The 15,101-nt window shown below is 35.7% G+C and carries 16 protein-coding genes and 1 riboswitch; of the genes, 10 read left to right on the top strand and 6 right to left on the bottom strand.

Annotated elements, in window-relative coordinates:
- Positions 1 to 4 precede the first annotated feature (4 nt).
- The 3 genes from mreD to H3T83_RS01495 all read right to left on the bottom strand — a co-directional run bounded on the left by mreD (position 5) and on the right by H3T83_RS01495 (position 2,484).
- Positions 5 to 496, bottom strand: coding sequence for a rod shape-determining protein MreD (mreD, locus tag H3T83_RS01505; protein WP_065614507.1), 492 nt, complete (start codon positions 494 to 496; stop codon positions 5 to 7).
- Positions 483 to 1,325, bottom strand: a complete 843-nt coding sequence (gene mreC, locus H3T83_RS01500) for a rod shape-determining protein MreC (RefSeq protein WP_065614506.1) — start codon at positions 1,323 to 1,325, stop codon at positions 483 to 485. Before mreC ends, mreD begins: the two co-directional genes overlap by 14 nt.
- 115 nt (positions 1,326 to 1,440) lie before the next feature.
- Positions 1,441 to 2,484 (bottom strand): rod shape-determining protein, encoded by a 1,044-nt coding sequence (locus H3T83_RS01495; protein WP_065562215.1) that lies wholly within the window; start codon positions 2,482 to 2,484, stop codon positions 1,441 to 1,443.
- A gap of 373 nt (positions 2,485 to 2,857) precedes the next feature.
- Between H3T83_RS01495 and accB the strand changes: the two genes are divergently transcribed.
- The 3 genes from accB to H3T83_RS01480 all read left to right on the top strand — a co-directional run bounded on the left by accB (position 2,858) and on the right by H3T83_RS01480 (position 5,406).
- Positions 2,858 to 3,313 (top strand): acetyl-CoA carboxylase biotin carboxyl carrier protein, encoded by a 456-nt coding sequence (gene accB, locus H3T83_RS01490; protein WP_065578561.1) that lies wholly within the window; start codon positions 2,858 to 2,860, stop codon positions 3,311 to 3,313.
- A gap of 41 nt (positions 3,314 to 3,354) precedes the next feature.
- Positions 3,355 to 4,701, top strand: coding sequence for an acetyl-CoA carboxylase biotin carboxylase subunit (gene accC, locus H3T83_RS01485; protein WP_198214878.1), 1,347 nt, complete (start codon positions 3,355 to 3,357; stop codon positions 4,699 to 4,701).
- A 66-nt stretch (positions 4,702 to 4,767) separates the two neighbouring features.
- Complete coding sequence (locus tag H3T83_RS01480; RefSeq protein ID WP_034904782.1) at positions 4,768 to 5,406, top strand: bifunctional 4-hydroxy-2-oxoglutarate aldolase/2-dehydro-3-deoxy-phosphogluconate aldolase; 639 nt, start codon at positions 4,768 to 4,770, stop codon at positions 5,404 to 5,406.
- 52 nt (positions 5,407 to 5,458) lie between these two features.
- Here H3T83_RS01480 and H3T83_RS01475 read toward each other — a convergent pair whose 3' ends face one another.
- Both H3T83_RS01475 and H3T83_RS01470 read right to left on the bottom strand, forming a co-directional pair.
- Positions 5,459 to 6,229: an ABC transporter permease gene (locus tag H3T83_RS01475; RefSeq protein ID WP_065578558.1), complete on the bottom strand. Its 771-nt coding sequence runs from the start codon at positions 6,227 to 6,229 to the stop codon at positions 5,459 to 5,461.
- The gene (locus tag H3T83_RS01470; protein WP_065650766.1) at positions 6,222 to 7,160 is read right to left on the bottom strand and encodes an ABC transporter ATP-binding protein; all 939 of its coding nucleotides are present in this window, start codon (positions 7,158 to 7,160) and stop codon (positions 6,222 to 6,224) included. The genes H3T83_RS01475 and H3T83_RS01470 overlap by 8 nt, the downstream gene beginning before the upstream one ends.
- Positions 7,161 to 7,310: 150 nt before the next feature.
- Here H3T83_RS01470 and mog point away from each other — a divergent pair, with 150 nt between their 5' ends.
- The 5 genes from mog (at position 7,311) to cysS (ending at position 12,469) form a co-directional block, all read left to right on the top strand.
- Positions 7,311 to 7,889, top strand: coding sequence for a molybdopterin adenylyltransferase (mog, locus tag H3T83_RS01465; protein WP_065614501.1), 579 nt, complete (start codon positions 7,311 to 7,313; stop codon positions 7,887 to 7,889).
- A 196-nt stretch (positions 7,890 to 8,085) separates the two neighbouring features.
- On the top strand, positions 8,086 to 8,544 hold the full coding sequence (argR, locus tag H3T83_RS01460; protein WP_034905059.1) for a transcriptional regulator ArgR: 459 nt from the start codon (positions 8,086 to 8,088) through the stop codon (positions 8,542 to 8,544).
- Positions 8,545 to 8,655: 111 nt separating this feature from the next.
- Positions 8,656 to 8,830: riboswitch (Lysine riboswitch) on the top strand.
- A gap of 74 nt (positions 8,831 to 8,904) precedes the next feature.
- Entirely contained in the window at positions 8,905 to 10,266 is a 1,362-nt protein-coding gene (gene lysC / locus H3T83_RS01455; protein WP_198214877.1) for a lysine-sensitive aspartokinase 3, read from the top strand.
- A 342-nt stretch (positions 10,267 to 10,608) separates the two neighbouring features.
- Entirely contained in the window at positions 10,609 to 10,851 is a 243-nt protein-coding gene (locus H3T83_RS01450; protein ID WP_065578554.1) for a GlsB/YeaQ/YmgE family stress response membrane protein, read from the top strand.
- Positions 10,852 to 11,077: 226 nt separating this feature from the next.
- Positions 11,078 to 12,469, top strand: a complete 1,392-nt coding sequence (gene cysS / locus H3T83_RS01445; protein ID WP_065614499.1) for a cysteine--tRNA ligase — start codon at positions 11,078 to 11,080, stop codon at positions 12,467 to 12,469.
- A gap of 56 nt (positions 12,470 to 12,525) precedes the next feature.
- Here cysS and trmJ read toward each other — a convergent pair whose 3' ends face one another.
- The gene (gene trmJ / locus H3T83_RS01440) at positions 12,526 to 13,263 is read right to left on the bottom strand and encodes a tRNA (cytosine(32)/uridine(32)-2'-O)-methyltransferase TrmJ (protein WP_198214876.1); all 738 of its coding nucleotides are present in this window, start codon (positions 13,261 to 13,263) and stop codon (positions 12,526 to 12,528) included.
- A gap of 251 nt (positions 13,264 to 13,514) precedes the next feature.
- Here trmJ and raiA point away from each other — a divergent pair, with 251 nt between their 5' ends.
- Positions 13,515 to 13,841 carry a ribosome-associated translation inhibitor RaiA gene (raiA, locus tag H3T83_RS01435; RefSeq protein ID WP_065578552.1) on the top strand — a complete coding sequence of 109 codons (327 nt, stop codon included), beginning with the start codon at positions 13,515 to 13,517 and terminating at the stop codon, positions 13,839 to 13,841.
- Positions 13,842 to 13,943: 102 nt separating this feature from the next.
- The gene (pheA, locus tag H3T83_RS01430; protein ID WP_086357319.1) at positions 13,944 to 15,095 is read left to right on the top strand and encodes a bifunctional chorismate mutase/prephenate dehydratase; all 1,152 of its coding nucleotides are present in this window, start codon (positions 13,944 to 13,946) and stop codon (positions 15,093 to 15,095) included.
- The last annotated feature ends 6 nt before the right edge of the window (positions 15,096 to 15,101 follow it).

Raw genomic sequence — 15,101 nt, 5'->3', positions numbered from 1 at the left:
CTTTTTAATTGATAGCAAAGTTCCGTCTTATTATTCGTAAAAATAGATAAATCACTATCCATAATACCCCATCAACACAACTAGATATTAAAATTAAAGGCGAAATCGTTATGGTGTGATAAATAGTAACCTGAAATAAAAATATTAAAAAATTGTAACAAAGTGATACAACAAAGATAACAATTGCTTGCTGCCAGAGCGCTAAATTACGAATCAACTGAAATTTAAACAGCAGCAAGTAAGCTATACAGGAAAAAATAAACGCATGAATACCAAGAATAGATCCGGAAAATAGATCCAAGACTATTCCTAATATAAAGGCCATCCCCATTCCAATACGATGAGGAAGCGCTATTAACCAATACGCCATGATTAACATTAATAAATGCGGTTTAAGCATATTATAATCAGCTGACCATGGAACAATCTGTAAACATAAGCCTATCAACAGTGTTAACCAGATAATCAAAATACTAAATCGACTATTCCCCCTCATGTTTTACTCCTTGTTCGCCCCATAGTAATAATAAATAGCGTAAACGTTTTAAATCCGCTGTAGGTGTAGCAGAAATAATTGGGGTTGAATCACTAATATCAAGTTTGACTGAGCTTACCACAGCCACTGGATAGCCTTCAGGGAAGCGACCATCAAGTCCAGAAGTAACTAAAACATCACCAACTTTGATATCAACATTATTAGGTAAAAAATCAAGGGTTAAATCATTACTACATCCATTACCAACTGCTACCATAGAAATATCATTTCTTAGTACTTGCACAGGAATTGCATGTTGATAATCACAGACTAATATCGCACGGCTGGTTGATTGAGCTGTTTGATAAATTTGTCCAACAATTCCTTTCTCATCTACGACTGGTTGACCAACATAAACACCATTATTTGCACCTTTATTGATCACAACTTGGTAAACATAAGGATCAGTATCAGCTAATAAAACTTGAGCGGCCATTTTGTGTTCATCATGTCTTAATGGTGAACCTAATAATCCTCTTAGGCGATCATTTTCATGTTTCAAATGTTCAAGTAGTAGTAGATCACTTTTCTGTTGCATTAACGTTTCTTGCAATTTGCTATTTTCATTAACTAATGCTTCTTGTGTTTTTGACATTTCATAAAGAGAGTCAAATGATGATTTTGGTGCGTTTGAAACATTATAAAGTGGTGAAATTATGGTATCTAAGTAATAACGAATCTCTTTAAAAGGACGATAATTAATATCTAATACCATTAGCGTCAGAGCAAGTGTTAGCGCAATAAATAGTTGTACACTCAGAGGCGAACGTTTAGAAAAAAGTAATTTCATTGTTCAGTATTTACCTGTTATATACTAAGTAGTTAACTATTCTAATATATGACTCCGCCGACAATGTCGGCGGATAAAATGAAATAGTTGGTTACTTATTAGTAATTATTTAACGTTATTCTTCACTAAAGAGATCACCACCATGCATATCAACCATATCAAGTGCTTTACCACCACCACGCGCTACGCAAGTTAGTGGATCTTCAGCGACAACAACATGGATACCAGTTTCAGCCGATAACAATTTATCAATATTACGCAATAATGCACCGCCACCGGTTAATACCATACCATGCTCAGAAATATCTGAAGCAAGTTCTGGAGGACATTGTTCAAGTGCTACTTTAACCGCGCTAACAATACCACTTAATGGTTCTTGCAACGCTTCTAATATTTCATTTGAATTTAAGGTAAAGCTACGTGGTACACCTTCGGCTAAATTACGGCCCCGCACTTCAATTTCAAGCACTTCATCACCTGGATAAGCACTACCAATAAAGTGCTTAATTTTTTCAGCGGTTGCTTCACCAATTAATGCACCATAATTACGACGAACATAATTAATAATTGCTTCATCAAAGCGGTCACCACCAATACGTGCCGACGCTGAATAAACCACACCATTTAACGAAATAACGGCGACTTCAGTTGTACCACCACCGATATCAACCACCATTGAGCCAGTCGGTGCTGAAACAGGTAAATCAGCGCCAATAGCTGCAGCCATTGGTTCTTCAATTAAGTAAACTTCACGTGCGCCAGCACCTAATGCTGATTCACGAATAGCCCGGCGTTCAACTTGTGTAGCACCTACAGGCACACAAACTAGTACACGTGGACTTGGTCTTAAAAAACTATGGCTATGAACTTGTCGAATAAAGTACTGTAACATTTTTTCAGTTACGGAAAAGTCGGCAATTACACCATCTTTCATTGGTCTAATCGCTGCAATATTACCAGGTGTTCGTCCTAGCATCTGTTTCGCAGCATGGCCAACTGCAGCAACACTTTTAGGTGTTCCAGAGCGATCTTGACGAATGGCAACAACGGAAGGTTCGTTAAGCACAATGCCTTGCCCTTTAACATAAATAAGCGTATTGGCTGTACCTAAATCAATCGATAAATCATTTGAAAACAAGCCGCGAACTTTTTTGAACATAATAAAAACTCTTCCTAGAATTAATCTTGTTTGAATATATTTGAGTATTCAGAAGCAAACTAAGGCATCTACAAAATATATATATTTCTATATTTTATCCGATAAATAAGAGATTTTTTAGCAGATAAAAACCACAGCTAGCTTCAATAATAATTAAGGGTTACTATTGTATCTCAATTCTAAAATAATACCTAGAAAATAGTATAACAAGTGTTTGTAAAGGAGATATATAATGACAAATTACGATTTACAGTGTATCCTTCCGCGTTAATGTTGAGTTACAAACTTAGTATCGTATTAAAAGGTAACTTTTAAGGTATTGAGTATGCATTAAAATAATTGTTATTTATATCAAATAAACACGGTGTAATTCATGGATATACGCAAAATTAAAAAGTTAATTGAATTAGTAGAAGAGTCAGGTATTTCTGAACTTGAAATTTCTGAAGGTGAAGAATCAGTTCGAATTAGTCGATCTATGCCTGCGGCAAACTATTCTGCGCCAGTGCAAAATATTCAAATTCCTCAACCAGCTCCTGTTGTGGTTGCTCCAACTGTTGAAGCAGAAGTCATCGCAGATACCAATACAATTAATGGTACCACAATAAAATCACCAATGGTTGGTACATTTTATCGTACCCCTAGTCCGGAATCGAAAGCATTTGTTGAAGTCGGCCAATCGGTAAATGTTGGTGATGTACTTTGCATTGTTGAAGCGATGAAAATGATGAACCAAATTGAATCAGAAAAAGCAGGGACTATTAAAGCTATTTTAGTTGAAAATGGTCAACCAGTTGAATTCGATCAACCGCTATTCATTATTGAATAATCAGAAATTATTTATTAACTTAGACGATTAAGAGATTGAATATGCTTGATAAAATTCTTATTGCTAACCGCGGAGAAATTGCTCTTCGCATCTTACGAGCATGTAAAGAACTTGGAATTAAAACTGTCGCTGTTCACTCTTCGGCAGATAAAGATTTAAAACATGTTTTACTTGCAGACGAAACGGTTTGCATTGGTCCAGCAGCTTCTGCAAAAAGTTATCTTAATATCCCAGCCTTAATTTCTGCTGCCGAAGTAACTGGCGCAGCCGCTATTCATCCAGGATATGGTTTTTTATCTGAAAATGCTGACTTTGCTGAACAAGTCGAACGTTCTGGCTTTATATTTATTGGTCCAAAACCAGATACTATCCGCTTAATGGGCGATAAAGTATCGGCAATTGAAGCAATGAGAAAAGCCGGTGTACCATGTGTTCCTGGTTCTGATGGTCCACTTGGTAGCAATATGGATACCAACAAACAGATTGCAAAGAAAATTGGTTATCCAGTGATTATTAAAGCATCTGGCGGTGGTGGTGGCCGCGGAATGCGTATTGTTCGAGAAGAAAAAGAGCTCGAACAATCAATCAAAATGACTAAGCTGGAAGCAAAAACAGCTTTTAATAATGACATGGTTTATATGGAAAAATTCCTTGAAAACCCTCGTCATATTGAAATTCAAGTACTATCTGATGGTCAAGGTCATGCCGTTTACTTAGGTGAGCGTGACTGTTCAATGCAACGACGCCATCAAAAAGTCGTTGAAGAAGCACCAGCTGTTGGCATCACACCGAAAATGCGTAAATTTATCGGCGAACGTTGTGTAAATGCATGTATTGAGATTGGTTATCGTGGTGCAGGTACTTTTGAATTTTTATTTGAAAATGGTGAATTCTATTTCATTGAAATGAATACCCGTATTCAAGTAGAACATCCAGTTACTGAAATGGTGACCGGTGTTGATCTAATTCGTGAGCAGATTCTTATTGCTGCAGGACAACCTTTATCTATCAAGCAAGACGATATTGAAATTAAAGGTCATGCCATTGAATGTCGAATAAATGCTGAAGATCCAAAAACGTTTATGCCATCTCCGGGGAAAATCACTCGCTTCCATGCCCCAGGTGGATTTGGTATTCGTTGGGAATCTCATATTTATGCTGGTTATGCGGTTCCGCCTTATTATGATTCAATGATTGGTAAGTTAATCGCTTATGGAGAGACCCGAGAAGTCGCCATCGCCCGCATGAAAAATGCATTAGCAGAACTGGTTATCGATGGAATAAAAACCAATATCGAACTTCATATAGAAATTATGAATGATGAAGGCTTCATGAAAGGTGGTACAAACATTCATTATTTAGAAAAGAAATTAGGTATTTATGAGTAAAAATAAGCCCTCACCACTTTGAGGGCTTATTGCTGTATAGAAGTAAATAAAGTATAGGTAACGCATATGAAGAGTTGGAAAAAAACTGCTGAAGAAATTTTAACATTAGGCCCTGTTGTACCAGTTATTGTTATTGAACGTCTAGAAGATGCTGTTCCATTAGCAAAAGCATTAATTGCAGGAGGAGTTAAAGTTCTAGAAGTTACACTAAGAACTGAATGTGCACTTGATGCCATTAAAAAAATTATCAAGGAAGTACCTGAAGCTGTAGTTGGTGCAGGAACAGTAACCACTGTTGAACAACTTAAACAAGCAACTGAAGCAGGCGTGGAATTTATCATCACTCCGGGTATTACTGATTCTATTTTAAAAGCAGCAGTTGAAGGTACTGTGCCGGTTATTCCTGGGATTGCAACTATTTCTGAATTATTAACTGCCCAAGAATATGGCTTAACGGCATTGAAATTCTTCCCAGCTGAAGTAAATGGTGGGGTTGCTGCGTTAAAAGCGTTTGCTGGTCCTTGTGGTTATATGAAGTTCTGCCCAACTGGCGGTGTGAATCCGAAAAACTATCGTGACTATTTAGCACTTGATAATGTCCTTTGTGTAGGTGGAACTTGGTTTATCCCTACCGATGCGATTGCTAAAGGTGATTTTGCTAAAATTACTGAAATGGCAAAAGAAGCCGTTGCTGGTGCAAAATAGGTTCTACCCTACCGCCGACATTGGTCGGCGGTTTAGCTTTATCCAGATTAATCTAACTCCTGAGTCCCCTTCCACTTTCAATAACTCGCCACGCGATAAAATATAAAGTAGCCACAAAAAGTAACAGCATTGCAAAAGTGATCACTAAAGAGACATCACTAGTGCCTAAAAAACCATATCGAAATCCATTAATCATATAAACAATTGGATTGACTTTAGAAACCCATTGCCAAAAAGTGGGTAACATGGTGATTGAATAAAAAACGCCACCTAAATAAGTTAACGGAGTTAGCACAAAGGTGGGAATAATACTTATATCATCAAAGGATTTTGCAAATACGGCATTTAGCAAGCCGGCTAAGGAAAATAAAATTGAGGTTAATAATAAGGTAAAAATAACAAATGGCCATGAATAAACTTGATATCGAACAAAGAATAACGACACAATTGTGACCAATATACCTGTCAATATACCGCGCATGACACCGCCACCTACATATCCCCAAATAATAATATGAGTAGGAACCGGAGCAACAAGTATTTCTTCAATATTACGTTGGAATTTTGCACTAAAAAATGAAGAGCAGACATTAGTATATGAATTGGTAATCACTGACATCATAATTAGACCGGGCACGATAAACGCCATATAGCTAAAACCGCCCATGTCACCAACACGTGAGCCGATTAGATTACCAAAAATAATAAAATAGAGTGACATGGTAATAACAGGAGGAATCAATGTTTGCAGCCAAATTCTTAAAAATCGGTTAACTTCTTTACGCCAAATACTTTTTAAGGCAATCCAATATAAATTATTCATCAATAGCTCCTTTAGTATCATTGCGCACCAAATCTACAAATAATTCTTCTAATCGATTAGCTTTATTACGAACACTAATTACTTTTATGTTTTGTTGATTGAGTTGTTCAAACAACTGATTTAGTCCATGTTGTTTATCTACACTAACTTCTAACATGCCCGATTCGACCTCGGTATAATGATAGCCTTGAAGAGAGATTGGTGTAGCTGTTGGTACATAATCAATGATGATTGTTTCGGATTGACTTTTTGCTAGCAGATCACGCATTGATGAGTTAGCGATTAATTCTCCATGCTGAATAATACCAATATGACGGCAGAGCATTTCTGCTTCTTCCAAATAGTGGGTGGTTAATATAATAGTAATACCTTGTTGATTAATCTCGCGGAGAAATTCCCACATAGAACGACGTAATTCTATGTCAACTCCGGCGGTAGGCTCATCTAGAATTAATAATTTTGGTTCATGAACCAAAGCTCTAGCGATCATTAGCCGTCTTTTCATTCCGCCTGATAACATATTTGCTCGACTATGTCTTTTATCCCACAAATCTAAAATACGCAGATACTTTTCAGCTCGTTGCAATGCTAATTTGCGTGGCAATCCATAGTAACCACCCTGATTGGTAACAATTTGTAAGACTTCTTCAAATTGATTAAAGTTGAACTCCTGCGGGACCAGACCTAATTGCCTTTTGGCATTAACAACATCGTTGTCTAAATCATATCCAAAGATTTTAACCTGCCCAGAGGTTTTGGTAACTAATGAACTAATTATACCAATGGTGGTTGATTTACCGGCACCATTAGGGCCGAGCAAAGCATAAAAATCCCCTGCTTGTACGGTTAAATTAATTCCTTTTAATGCTTCTACACCATTTTTATATTTTTTCTTGAGCGCTATGAGCTCTAGTGCGGGCGTTGATGACATAAAATGAATCCTAAATCCTTAATTTGTTATTTATATAATATGATATCATGTTTAGCCGATCGACAATATTGTTATGATTTTTAGAATAATTCAATTTTCAAGGCTAACAATATAATTATTAGATAAATATAAGATTAAGGATTAGAGGTTATGGTCAAAATTGGTTTGGTTTCAGTATCAGATAGAGCATCACAAGGTATTTATCAAGATGAGGGTATTCCAGCATTGTTATCATGGTTACAAACAGCCTTAAAAACACCATTTATTACTGAACAACGTATTATTCCTGATGAACAACTAATCATTGAAGAAACTTTATGCGAATTGGTAGATAAGTTGCAATGCCACCTTATATTAACCACAGGCGGTACTGGGCCAGCAATTAGAGATGTTACACCAAATGCAACCTTAGCAATTGCTGACCGATTAATGCCTGGTTTTGGTGAACAAATGCGGCAAATTAGTTTGCATTTTGTTCCTACAGCAATTTTATCTAGACAAGTCGGTGTCATTAGAAAAAAATGTTTAATTTTAAACTTACCTGGCAGGCCTAAATCAATTAAAGAAACCCTTGAAGGCGTGAAAGATGATCAAGGAAATACTATTGTTACAGGTATCTTCGCCAGTGTTCCATACTGTATTGATTTATTAGATGGCCCTTATATCGAAACTCATAATCATGTTGTTCAAGCTTTTCGACCGAAAAATGCTAGCAAATCTAACCTTTAATTTTATGCAAATATCATGCATAATTATGTAAATAAATGTTTTAAGCGTGCAGGTAAGATTGATAATAGCAATATTACCTTAATGACCAATAATGACATTATTTAAGATTATAATTAGATAATTTTAGATAACTAGTTAATATGATTAATAAACGCTATTGGCGTAATTGGTCATAAATTTAATTTAAAGGAACAGTATGAAACAAAATGATCTCACTAAAACTTTTAAAGAAATGTTATTACAAGAAAAGTTTAGTTCTCAGATAGGTATCGTACAGGCCTTACAGGAACAAGGATTTGATAATATAAATCAGTCCAAAGTATCTCGAATGTTAACCAAATTTGGCGCAGTAAGAACTCGCAATGCAAAATCTGAAATGGTCTACTGCTTACCAGCCGAAATGAGCGTACCAACCACTAGTAGTCCACTGAAGAATTTAGTATTGGATATTGATTACAATAGTTCAATGGTGGTTATCCGTACCAGTCCGGGAGCTGCGCAACTGATTGCTAGATTGTTAGATTCAATTGGTAAATCAGAAGGGATTTTAGGCTCCATTGCCGGTGATGATACAATTTTTAGCACTCCAACTAAAGATTGTTCGGTTAAGAAACTGTATCAAACTATTATTGAATTATTTGAGCGAAGCTTATAAAAAACAATTTATTTTAAGCCAGACCGATAATTTTTTTTAATATTTAGGCTATTGACACACTTGGTTAAATCGTTAATCCTATATGACACTGATTTTGTAACCAATATTACAAAAAAAAGAAGAGGCGCATTACTCAGGTAGATCATTTTAGGAACTGGAGCCGTAAAGAGATGATTAATGGGGTGTAATGCCGAGGTTTGATTGTTATTCCAGAAAGCAATTGAATCGGCTACAAGGGCTGAATCCCTTGGGTTGTCACCCTAACAGGTGGAGCGCTTCACGGTATGTGTTTTTTAAACGGTAGTAAGACATGCCCGCTCTATCTCTGTTAAAAATAAGAATTTTTAATATGAGGAATCCATGGAAACATCATTTATAATTGCTAAATTCGGTGGTACTAGCGTTGCAGATTACCCAGCAATGGTCAACAGTGCTAATATTGTTCTAGCTAATCCTAATGTCAAAGTAGTCGTATTATCTGCCTCAGCAGGTATAACCAATTTACTGGTAGCATTAGCTGAAGGTCGTGATGCCAACGTCAGAGCAAAACATATCGCTAAAATTCAATCAATTCAATATAATATCTTAGAAAATCTACCTGAAAATCAAGCTCTACGCACTGAAATTGACCAAATTATTGCCAATATTGCTTCATTATCTGAAGCCGCAAGTTTAGCTACCTCCCCTGCGCTGACGGATGAATTAGTCAGTTATGGCGAAATCATGTCATCAAAACTATTTGTCGAAATATTAAAAGAAAAACAAAAAAATGCCATTTGGTTTGATGTCCGTAAAGTAATGCGCACTGATGATAAATTTGGTAAAGCAGTACCGAAAATAGACGAAATTAAACAACTTTGTTGCGCCCATTTAAAATCATTAAATCCAGAAACTACCGTGGTTACTCAAGGCTTTATTGGTAGTGAAAGTTCAGGTAAAACCACAACTTTAGGTCGTGGTGGAAGCGATTATACCGCAGCCCTGCTTGGCGAAGCGTTAAATGCTACCCAAATTGATATCTGGACCGATGTTGCTGGTATTTATACCACCGATCCTCGCATCACTTCTGCTGCAAAACGTATTGATGAAATATCATTTGCCGAAGCCGCTGAAATGGCCACTTTTGGAGCTAAAGTTTTACACCCAGCAACACTAGTACCAGCTGTGCGTAGCAATATTCCGGTATTTGTCGGTTCAAGTAAAGCGCCACAAGACGGAGGAACTATTGTCTATAATACTCATAGTATTAAATCATCATTACCTTCGTTCAGAGCATTAGCACTTCGTCGTCAACAGACATTATTAACCTTAACCAGTTTAAATATGCTACATGCACAAGGTTTTTTAGCAAATGTATTTACTATATTGGCTAAACACAATATCTCGGTCGATTTGGTAACAACCTCTGAAGTCAGCATTGCATTAACCATTGATACCACAGGCACAAATACCAATGGCAACAGCTTATTAACTAAAGCATTATTTGATGAGTTATCAACGGTTTGCCATGTCGAAGTTGAAGAAGATTTAGCGCTGATTGCTATAATTGGTAATAATCTGACCACAACTAAAGGTATTGCGAAAGAAGTTTTTGGAGCTTTAGATGATTTCATTATTCGTCTATGTTGTTATGGCGCTAGCACGCATAATCTTTGCTTACTAGCACGAAGTAATGATGCAGAAGATGTGATCAAAGTTTTACACAAAACTATTTTTGAATAATGACTTAACGGGAGCGATTATATTATCGCTCCTAGCAAATGATGATATAAATCTTCACTTAAGCAGTACTAAAAATTTCTAGAATATTTGAAAAAATAATTGTAAACTACACTTAATATTTGTATGAAAGGTTGTTGGTAATGACCTAGGCATACATCTATGGCTATACACAGTTCTAAGTATTAATCATTTTTCTTCTTTCTTTGATAACAATTTTTTTAAAGCTGTAAATTTTACGTTTTATTAATTAGTTATATCTTTCACAACGATTATTTTCATCTTCAATATGTTTTAAGCTATACAAAAAGTAACTTTTAACTTAATTAGACGAAGGAAACTATCATGGGTATTTTAAGCTGGATTATTCTAGGATTAATTGCTGGATGGATTGCTAAGTTTTTTATGCCATTAGGACAAGTTGGTGTGCTTAAAACCATTCTACTTGGCGTGGCGGGTGCATTAGTTGGTGGTTACATTAGTACATTCTTCGGTTGGGGAAGTGTAACTGGTTTTAACTTCCCGAGTTTATTTATTTCTGTTCTTGGTGCTATTTTATTGATTTATATTTATCGATTAATAAAATAAAATTACTTCATAAAATGACGAGTAGACTTACTCGTCATTTTATATCAAATTCAATCAAATCTTCTTCTGACAATTTTAATCTGCACTGATTAAACCATAAACAATCTTAATACAATCACTATTTGTACTGTTTTTAATCTTTAAGATTAGCAAAAGTCATTCCGCCATACTCTGATTTTTGTTATATTAACAATTAATCATAATCTGACATGAACAGTAATCAATAATGTTAAAAATCTTTAATACACTAACTCGAGAAAAAGAGATATTTCAGCCTATTACAGCTAATAAAGTTGGACTATATGTCTGTGGCGTTACCATTTATGATCTTTGCCACATTGGCCATGGTCGTACTTTTGTCGCATTTGATGTCGTTACTCGCTATTTACGTTTTTTAGGTTACGATCTGACTTATGTGCGTAATATTACCGATGTTGATGACAAAATCATTAAACGTGCGCTTGAAAATGGCGAAACCTGTGATGAATTAACCGATCGCATGTTAAAAGAGATGTATGCCGATTTTGACGCACTAAATATAAAACGTCCTGATGTAGAGCCTCGTGCTACTCGTCATATGTCGCAAATTATCGAGCTTGTAGAAGAGTTAATCAAAAAAGAGCATGCTTATATCGCCGATAACGGTGATGTCATGTTTTCTGTCGATAGTGATCCTAACTACGGCATTTTATCACGGCAAAATTTAGAACAGTTACAAGCAGGCGCTCGAGTTGATGTCGTTGATGTAAAACGCAATCCAATGGATTTTGTGCTTTGGAAAATGTCAAAACCTAACGAACCGAGTTGGGATTCGCCATGGGGTAAAGGCCGTCCAGGTTGGCATATTGAATGCTCGGCTATGAATAGTCACCAGTTAGGCAATCATTTTGATATTCATGGCGGCGGATCTGACTTAATGTTCCCACATCATGAAAATGAAATAGCCCAATCAACCTGTGCCCATAACGGTCAATATGTAAATTACTGGATGCACTCAGGTATGGTGATGATTGACCAAGAGAAGATGTCTAAATCACTTAATAATTTTTTCACCATTCGTGATGTATTAGAGCATTATGATGCCGAGACTGTGCGTTACTTTTTATTATCAGGTCATTATCGTAGCCAACTTAACTATAGCGAGGAAAATTTAAAGCAAGCTAGAACCGCTTTAGAAAGACTTTATACGGCTTTACGAGATACCGATGCTAATTATCCACATAACACACCTGATAGTGATTATTATCGACAATTTTGTCAGGCAATGAATGATGATTTCAATACTCCAGAAGCCTATTCAACCTTGTTTGACTTAGCTCGAGAGATAAATAAAGCTAAAGCAGAAAATGATATGCAACTAGCCAATGAACTTGCTGCTGAGTTACGTTATTTATCTTCTGTACTTGGTTTACTTGAACAAGATCCGGTTAAGTTTTTACAAGGTAGTAATCAGGATGATAGTGAAACACAACTCATTGAAGCATTAATTAAACAACGTAATGATGCTCGTGCTAGTAAAAATTGGGCTTTAGCTGATGAGGCACGAGATAAACTCAATCAAATGAATATTATTTTAGAAGACGGTGCTAACGGCACAACTTGGCGTAAAAAAAGTTAATGCAATAAACCTAAAATCCCCTAGATTTAATGAAAAATTACTAGGGGATAGACTAACTATTTTTTATCTATCGAGGTTAAAATTCCCCTTAATATATTCAGCTCTTGTTGTTCAATACGGGCACGAGTAAATAATCTTCGTAAACGCCCCATAATTTGCCCCGGATGATTAGGATTAATAAAACCTGTTTGTAATAAGGTCTGCTCTAAATGCTGATAAAATCGTTCAATATCCGCATCGTTAGGGTATTGTGTATCATTTATATTTTGATCAGCTAACTGTGACGGTGAGTCTTGAGCAGACAACATCGACATTCTAATTTCGTAACAAAGAACTTGTACTGACATTGCTAAATTTAAAGAGCTATAGTCAGGATTAGCAGGAATACCGACATGGAAATGGCACTTTTGTAATTCATCGTTAGTTAACCCAACCCGTTCACGACCAAAAACTAAAGCTACTTGAGCATGATGAGATGCTTCAGCAATTATTTTATCACCGCACTCTTTTGGGGTTAAATTTGGCCATTGTAGGCTTCGTGGCCGAGCACTGGTACCAATAACTAAAGAACAATCAGCAACAGCTTCTTCTAAAGAGGAAAAAATTTGTGCCTGTTTGATAATATCACTGGCACCAGCTGCCAATGAAATAGATTGAGAGTCTGGCTTTATTATCGGATTAACCAAACATAAATTAGTTAATCCCATGGTTTTCATTGCACGAGCGGCAGAACCCATATTACCTGTATGGGAAGTTTCAACTAAAACAATCTTAACATTATTTAAATAATTCACATATTCCTCATTAAATAACACAACTTATACTTAAAATTAACACAAATAAACCACAGTATATAATAAAAAATAGTTTAAAAGCAGTTTCACAAAGGTTAATCATAACTAGAAATTCACTATTTTAGACAAAGTTCACAAAAAGTTTAATCAAATTGAAATAACCTATTGACGAAATGTAAAAAATTTGTCAATGTAATCAATAGAATAATTGTATTAGCTCAATTTGTAAGTAAACATAGTGGAGGTCAATTATGACTTTAAGCATTACCAGTAAACAAATGGATATTACCCCTGCAATTCGTAGCTATCTCGAAGATAAATTTTCGAAATTAGATAAATGGAGAGCACTGTTAATTAACCCTCACTTTATTTTATCTAAAGAACCAGATGGATTTATTATTGATGCAACAATTGCAACCAAAGGTTCACCACTAGTTGCTTCAGCTAAACACTTAGATATGTATGCTGCAATTAATGATTTAGTTGCTAAACTGGAAAAACAACTGAATAAAATCCAACATAAAGGCGAATCTCGTCGCGCATTTGACAGTATTAAAAATGCAGTAGTTGAAGAATAATATTAATTAATAGTCCAAAAGTAATAAAAAGGCACTTTAATAGTGCCTTTATTTTTTTGCTTGCTATAATATTGTCCATCTATTTTTATTGTATTAATGAACATGACTGCCAATCCTTTATTGCCTTTACGCGAAAAAATTAACCAACTCGATCAAAAATTAATTGAAATCCTTGCTGAAAGACGTCAAGTTTCGACCGAAGTTATTCACGCCAAAATAGCGGCTAACATTCCTTTGCGTGATTTAGCTCGTGAACGCTCACTCATTAAGGCATTAATCGAACAAGGTAAACAATATAATCTTGATGATCTTTTAATTAAGCGCTTATATCAAATCATTATTGAAGATTCAGTGCTATTACAACAGAAACTTTTACAAGAAAAACTGAATCAAGGGACTATTTCCTCAGCAAATATTGCTTTTTTAGGACCTAAAGGATCATATTCACATTCGGCAACCCGCCGTTATGCGAGTACTCACTTTGATCAGTTAACAGAATCAAGCTGCAGTACCTTTAAAGATGTGTTTGAAAAAGTCGAATCAAAAGTTGTTGATTATGGAATTTTACCGATAGAAAATTCTAGTTCCGGCTCTATCAATGAAGTTTATGATTTGTTACAAAAAACCAATTTACATATTATTGGTGAACTATCATTACCGATTGATCACTGCGTTTTAGCCATTCCTAGCGCTAAACTTGAACAAATAGATACCATTTATAGCCACCCGCAACCTTTTCAACAATGCAGTAACTTCCTAGAAAATTATCCACATTGGAAAATCGTTTATTGTGATAGCACTTCATCAGCAATGGAAACTGTCGCGAAATTAAATCAACCAAATATTGCGGCTATGGGTAACAAAGATGGTGGGGAATTATACGGCCTACAAGTTCTTGAGCACAATTTTGCTAATCAAAAAGAGAATATTACTCGTTTTATTGTTTTAGCGCGTGAGCCAATTGAAGTTTCCGAGCAAATTCCAGCTAAAACCACGATCTTAATGAAAACTGGCCAACAAGCTGGTGCTTTAGTTGATGCCCTATCCGTTTTACGTAATCATAATATTGTTATGACAAAACTTGAATCACGACCTATCCATGGTACACCATGGGAAGAGATGTTTTATATTGATCTTCAAGGTAATGTTCATGATTATGAAATGCAAGTCGCGCTTAAAGAATTAGCTGCAATCACTTTATATACCAAAGTACTTGGCTGTTATCCTAGTGATTCAATTACCGCTATTATGTAATGACTA

The sequence above is a fragment of the Gilliamella sp. M0320 genome (assembly GCF_016101635.1).
Taxonomy (GTDB): domain Bacteria; phylum Pseudomonadota; class Gammaproteobacteria; order Enterobacterales; family Orbaceae; genus Gilliamella; species Gilliamella apis.
The sequence above is the reverse complement of the archived record's forward strand: the minus strand, read 5'-3'. Positions and strand labels throughout refer to the sequence as shown.

Coding starts and splice junctions, on each gene's coding strand:
- mreD (WP_065614507.1), bottom strand. CDS start 496: ATGAGGGGGAATAGTCGATTTAGTATTTTGATTATCTGGTTAACACTG.
- mreC (WP_065614506.1), bottom strand. CDS start 1,325: ATGAAATTACTTTTTTCTAAACGTTCGCCTCTGAGTGTACAACTATTT.
- H3T83_RS01495 (WP_065562215.1), bottom strand. CDS start 2,484: ATGTTCAAAAAAGTTCGCGGCTTGTTTTCAAATGATTTATCGATTGAT.
- accB (WP_065578561.1), top strand. CDS start 2,858: ATGGATATACGCAAAATTAAAAAGTTAATTGAATTAGTAGAAGAGTCA.
- accC (WP_198214878.1), top strand. CDS start 3,355: ATGCTTGATAAAATTCTTATTGCTAACCGCGGAGAAATTGCTCTTCGC.
- H3T83_RS01480 (WP_034904782.1), top strand. CDS start 4,768: ATGAAGAGTTGGAAAAAAACTGCTGAAGAAATTTTAACATTAGGCCCT.
- H3T83_RS01475 (WP_065578558.1), bottom strand. CDS start 6,229: ATGAATAATTTATATTGGATTGCCTTAAAAAGTATTTGGCGTAAAGAA.
- H3T83_RS01470 (WP_065650766.1), bottom strand. CDS start 7,160: ATGTCATCAACGCCCGCACTAGAGCTCATAGCGCTCAAGAAAAAATAT.
- mog (WP_065614501.1), top strand. CDS start 7,311: ATGGTCAAAATTGGTTTGGTTTCAGTATCAGATAGAGCATCACAAGGT.
- argR (WP_034905059.1), top strand. CDS start 8,086: ATGAAACAAAATGATCTCACTAAAACTTTTAAAGAAATGTTATTACAA.
- lysC (WP_198214877.1), top strand. CDS start 8,905: ATGGAAACATCATTTATAATTGCTAAATTCGGTGGTACTAGCGTTGCA.
- H3T83_RS01450 (WP_065578554.1), top strand. CDS start 10,609: ATGGGTATTTTAAGCTGGATTATTCTAGGATTAATTGCTGGATGGATT.
- cysS (WP_065614499.1), top strand. CDS start 11,078: ATGTTAAAAATCTTTAATACACTAACTCGAGAAAAAGAGATATTTCAG.
- raiA (WP_065578552.1), top strand. CDS start 13,515: ATGACTTTAAGCATTACCAGTAAACAAATGGATATTACCCCTGCAATT.
- pheA (WP_086357319.1), top strand. CDS start 13,944: ATGACTGCCAATCCTTTATTGCCTTTACGCGAAAAAATTAACCAACTC.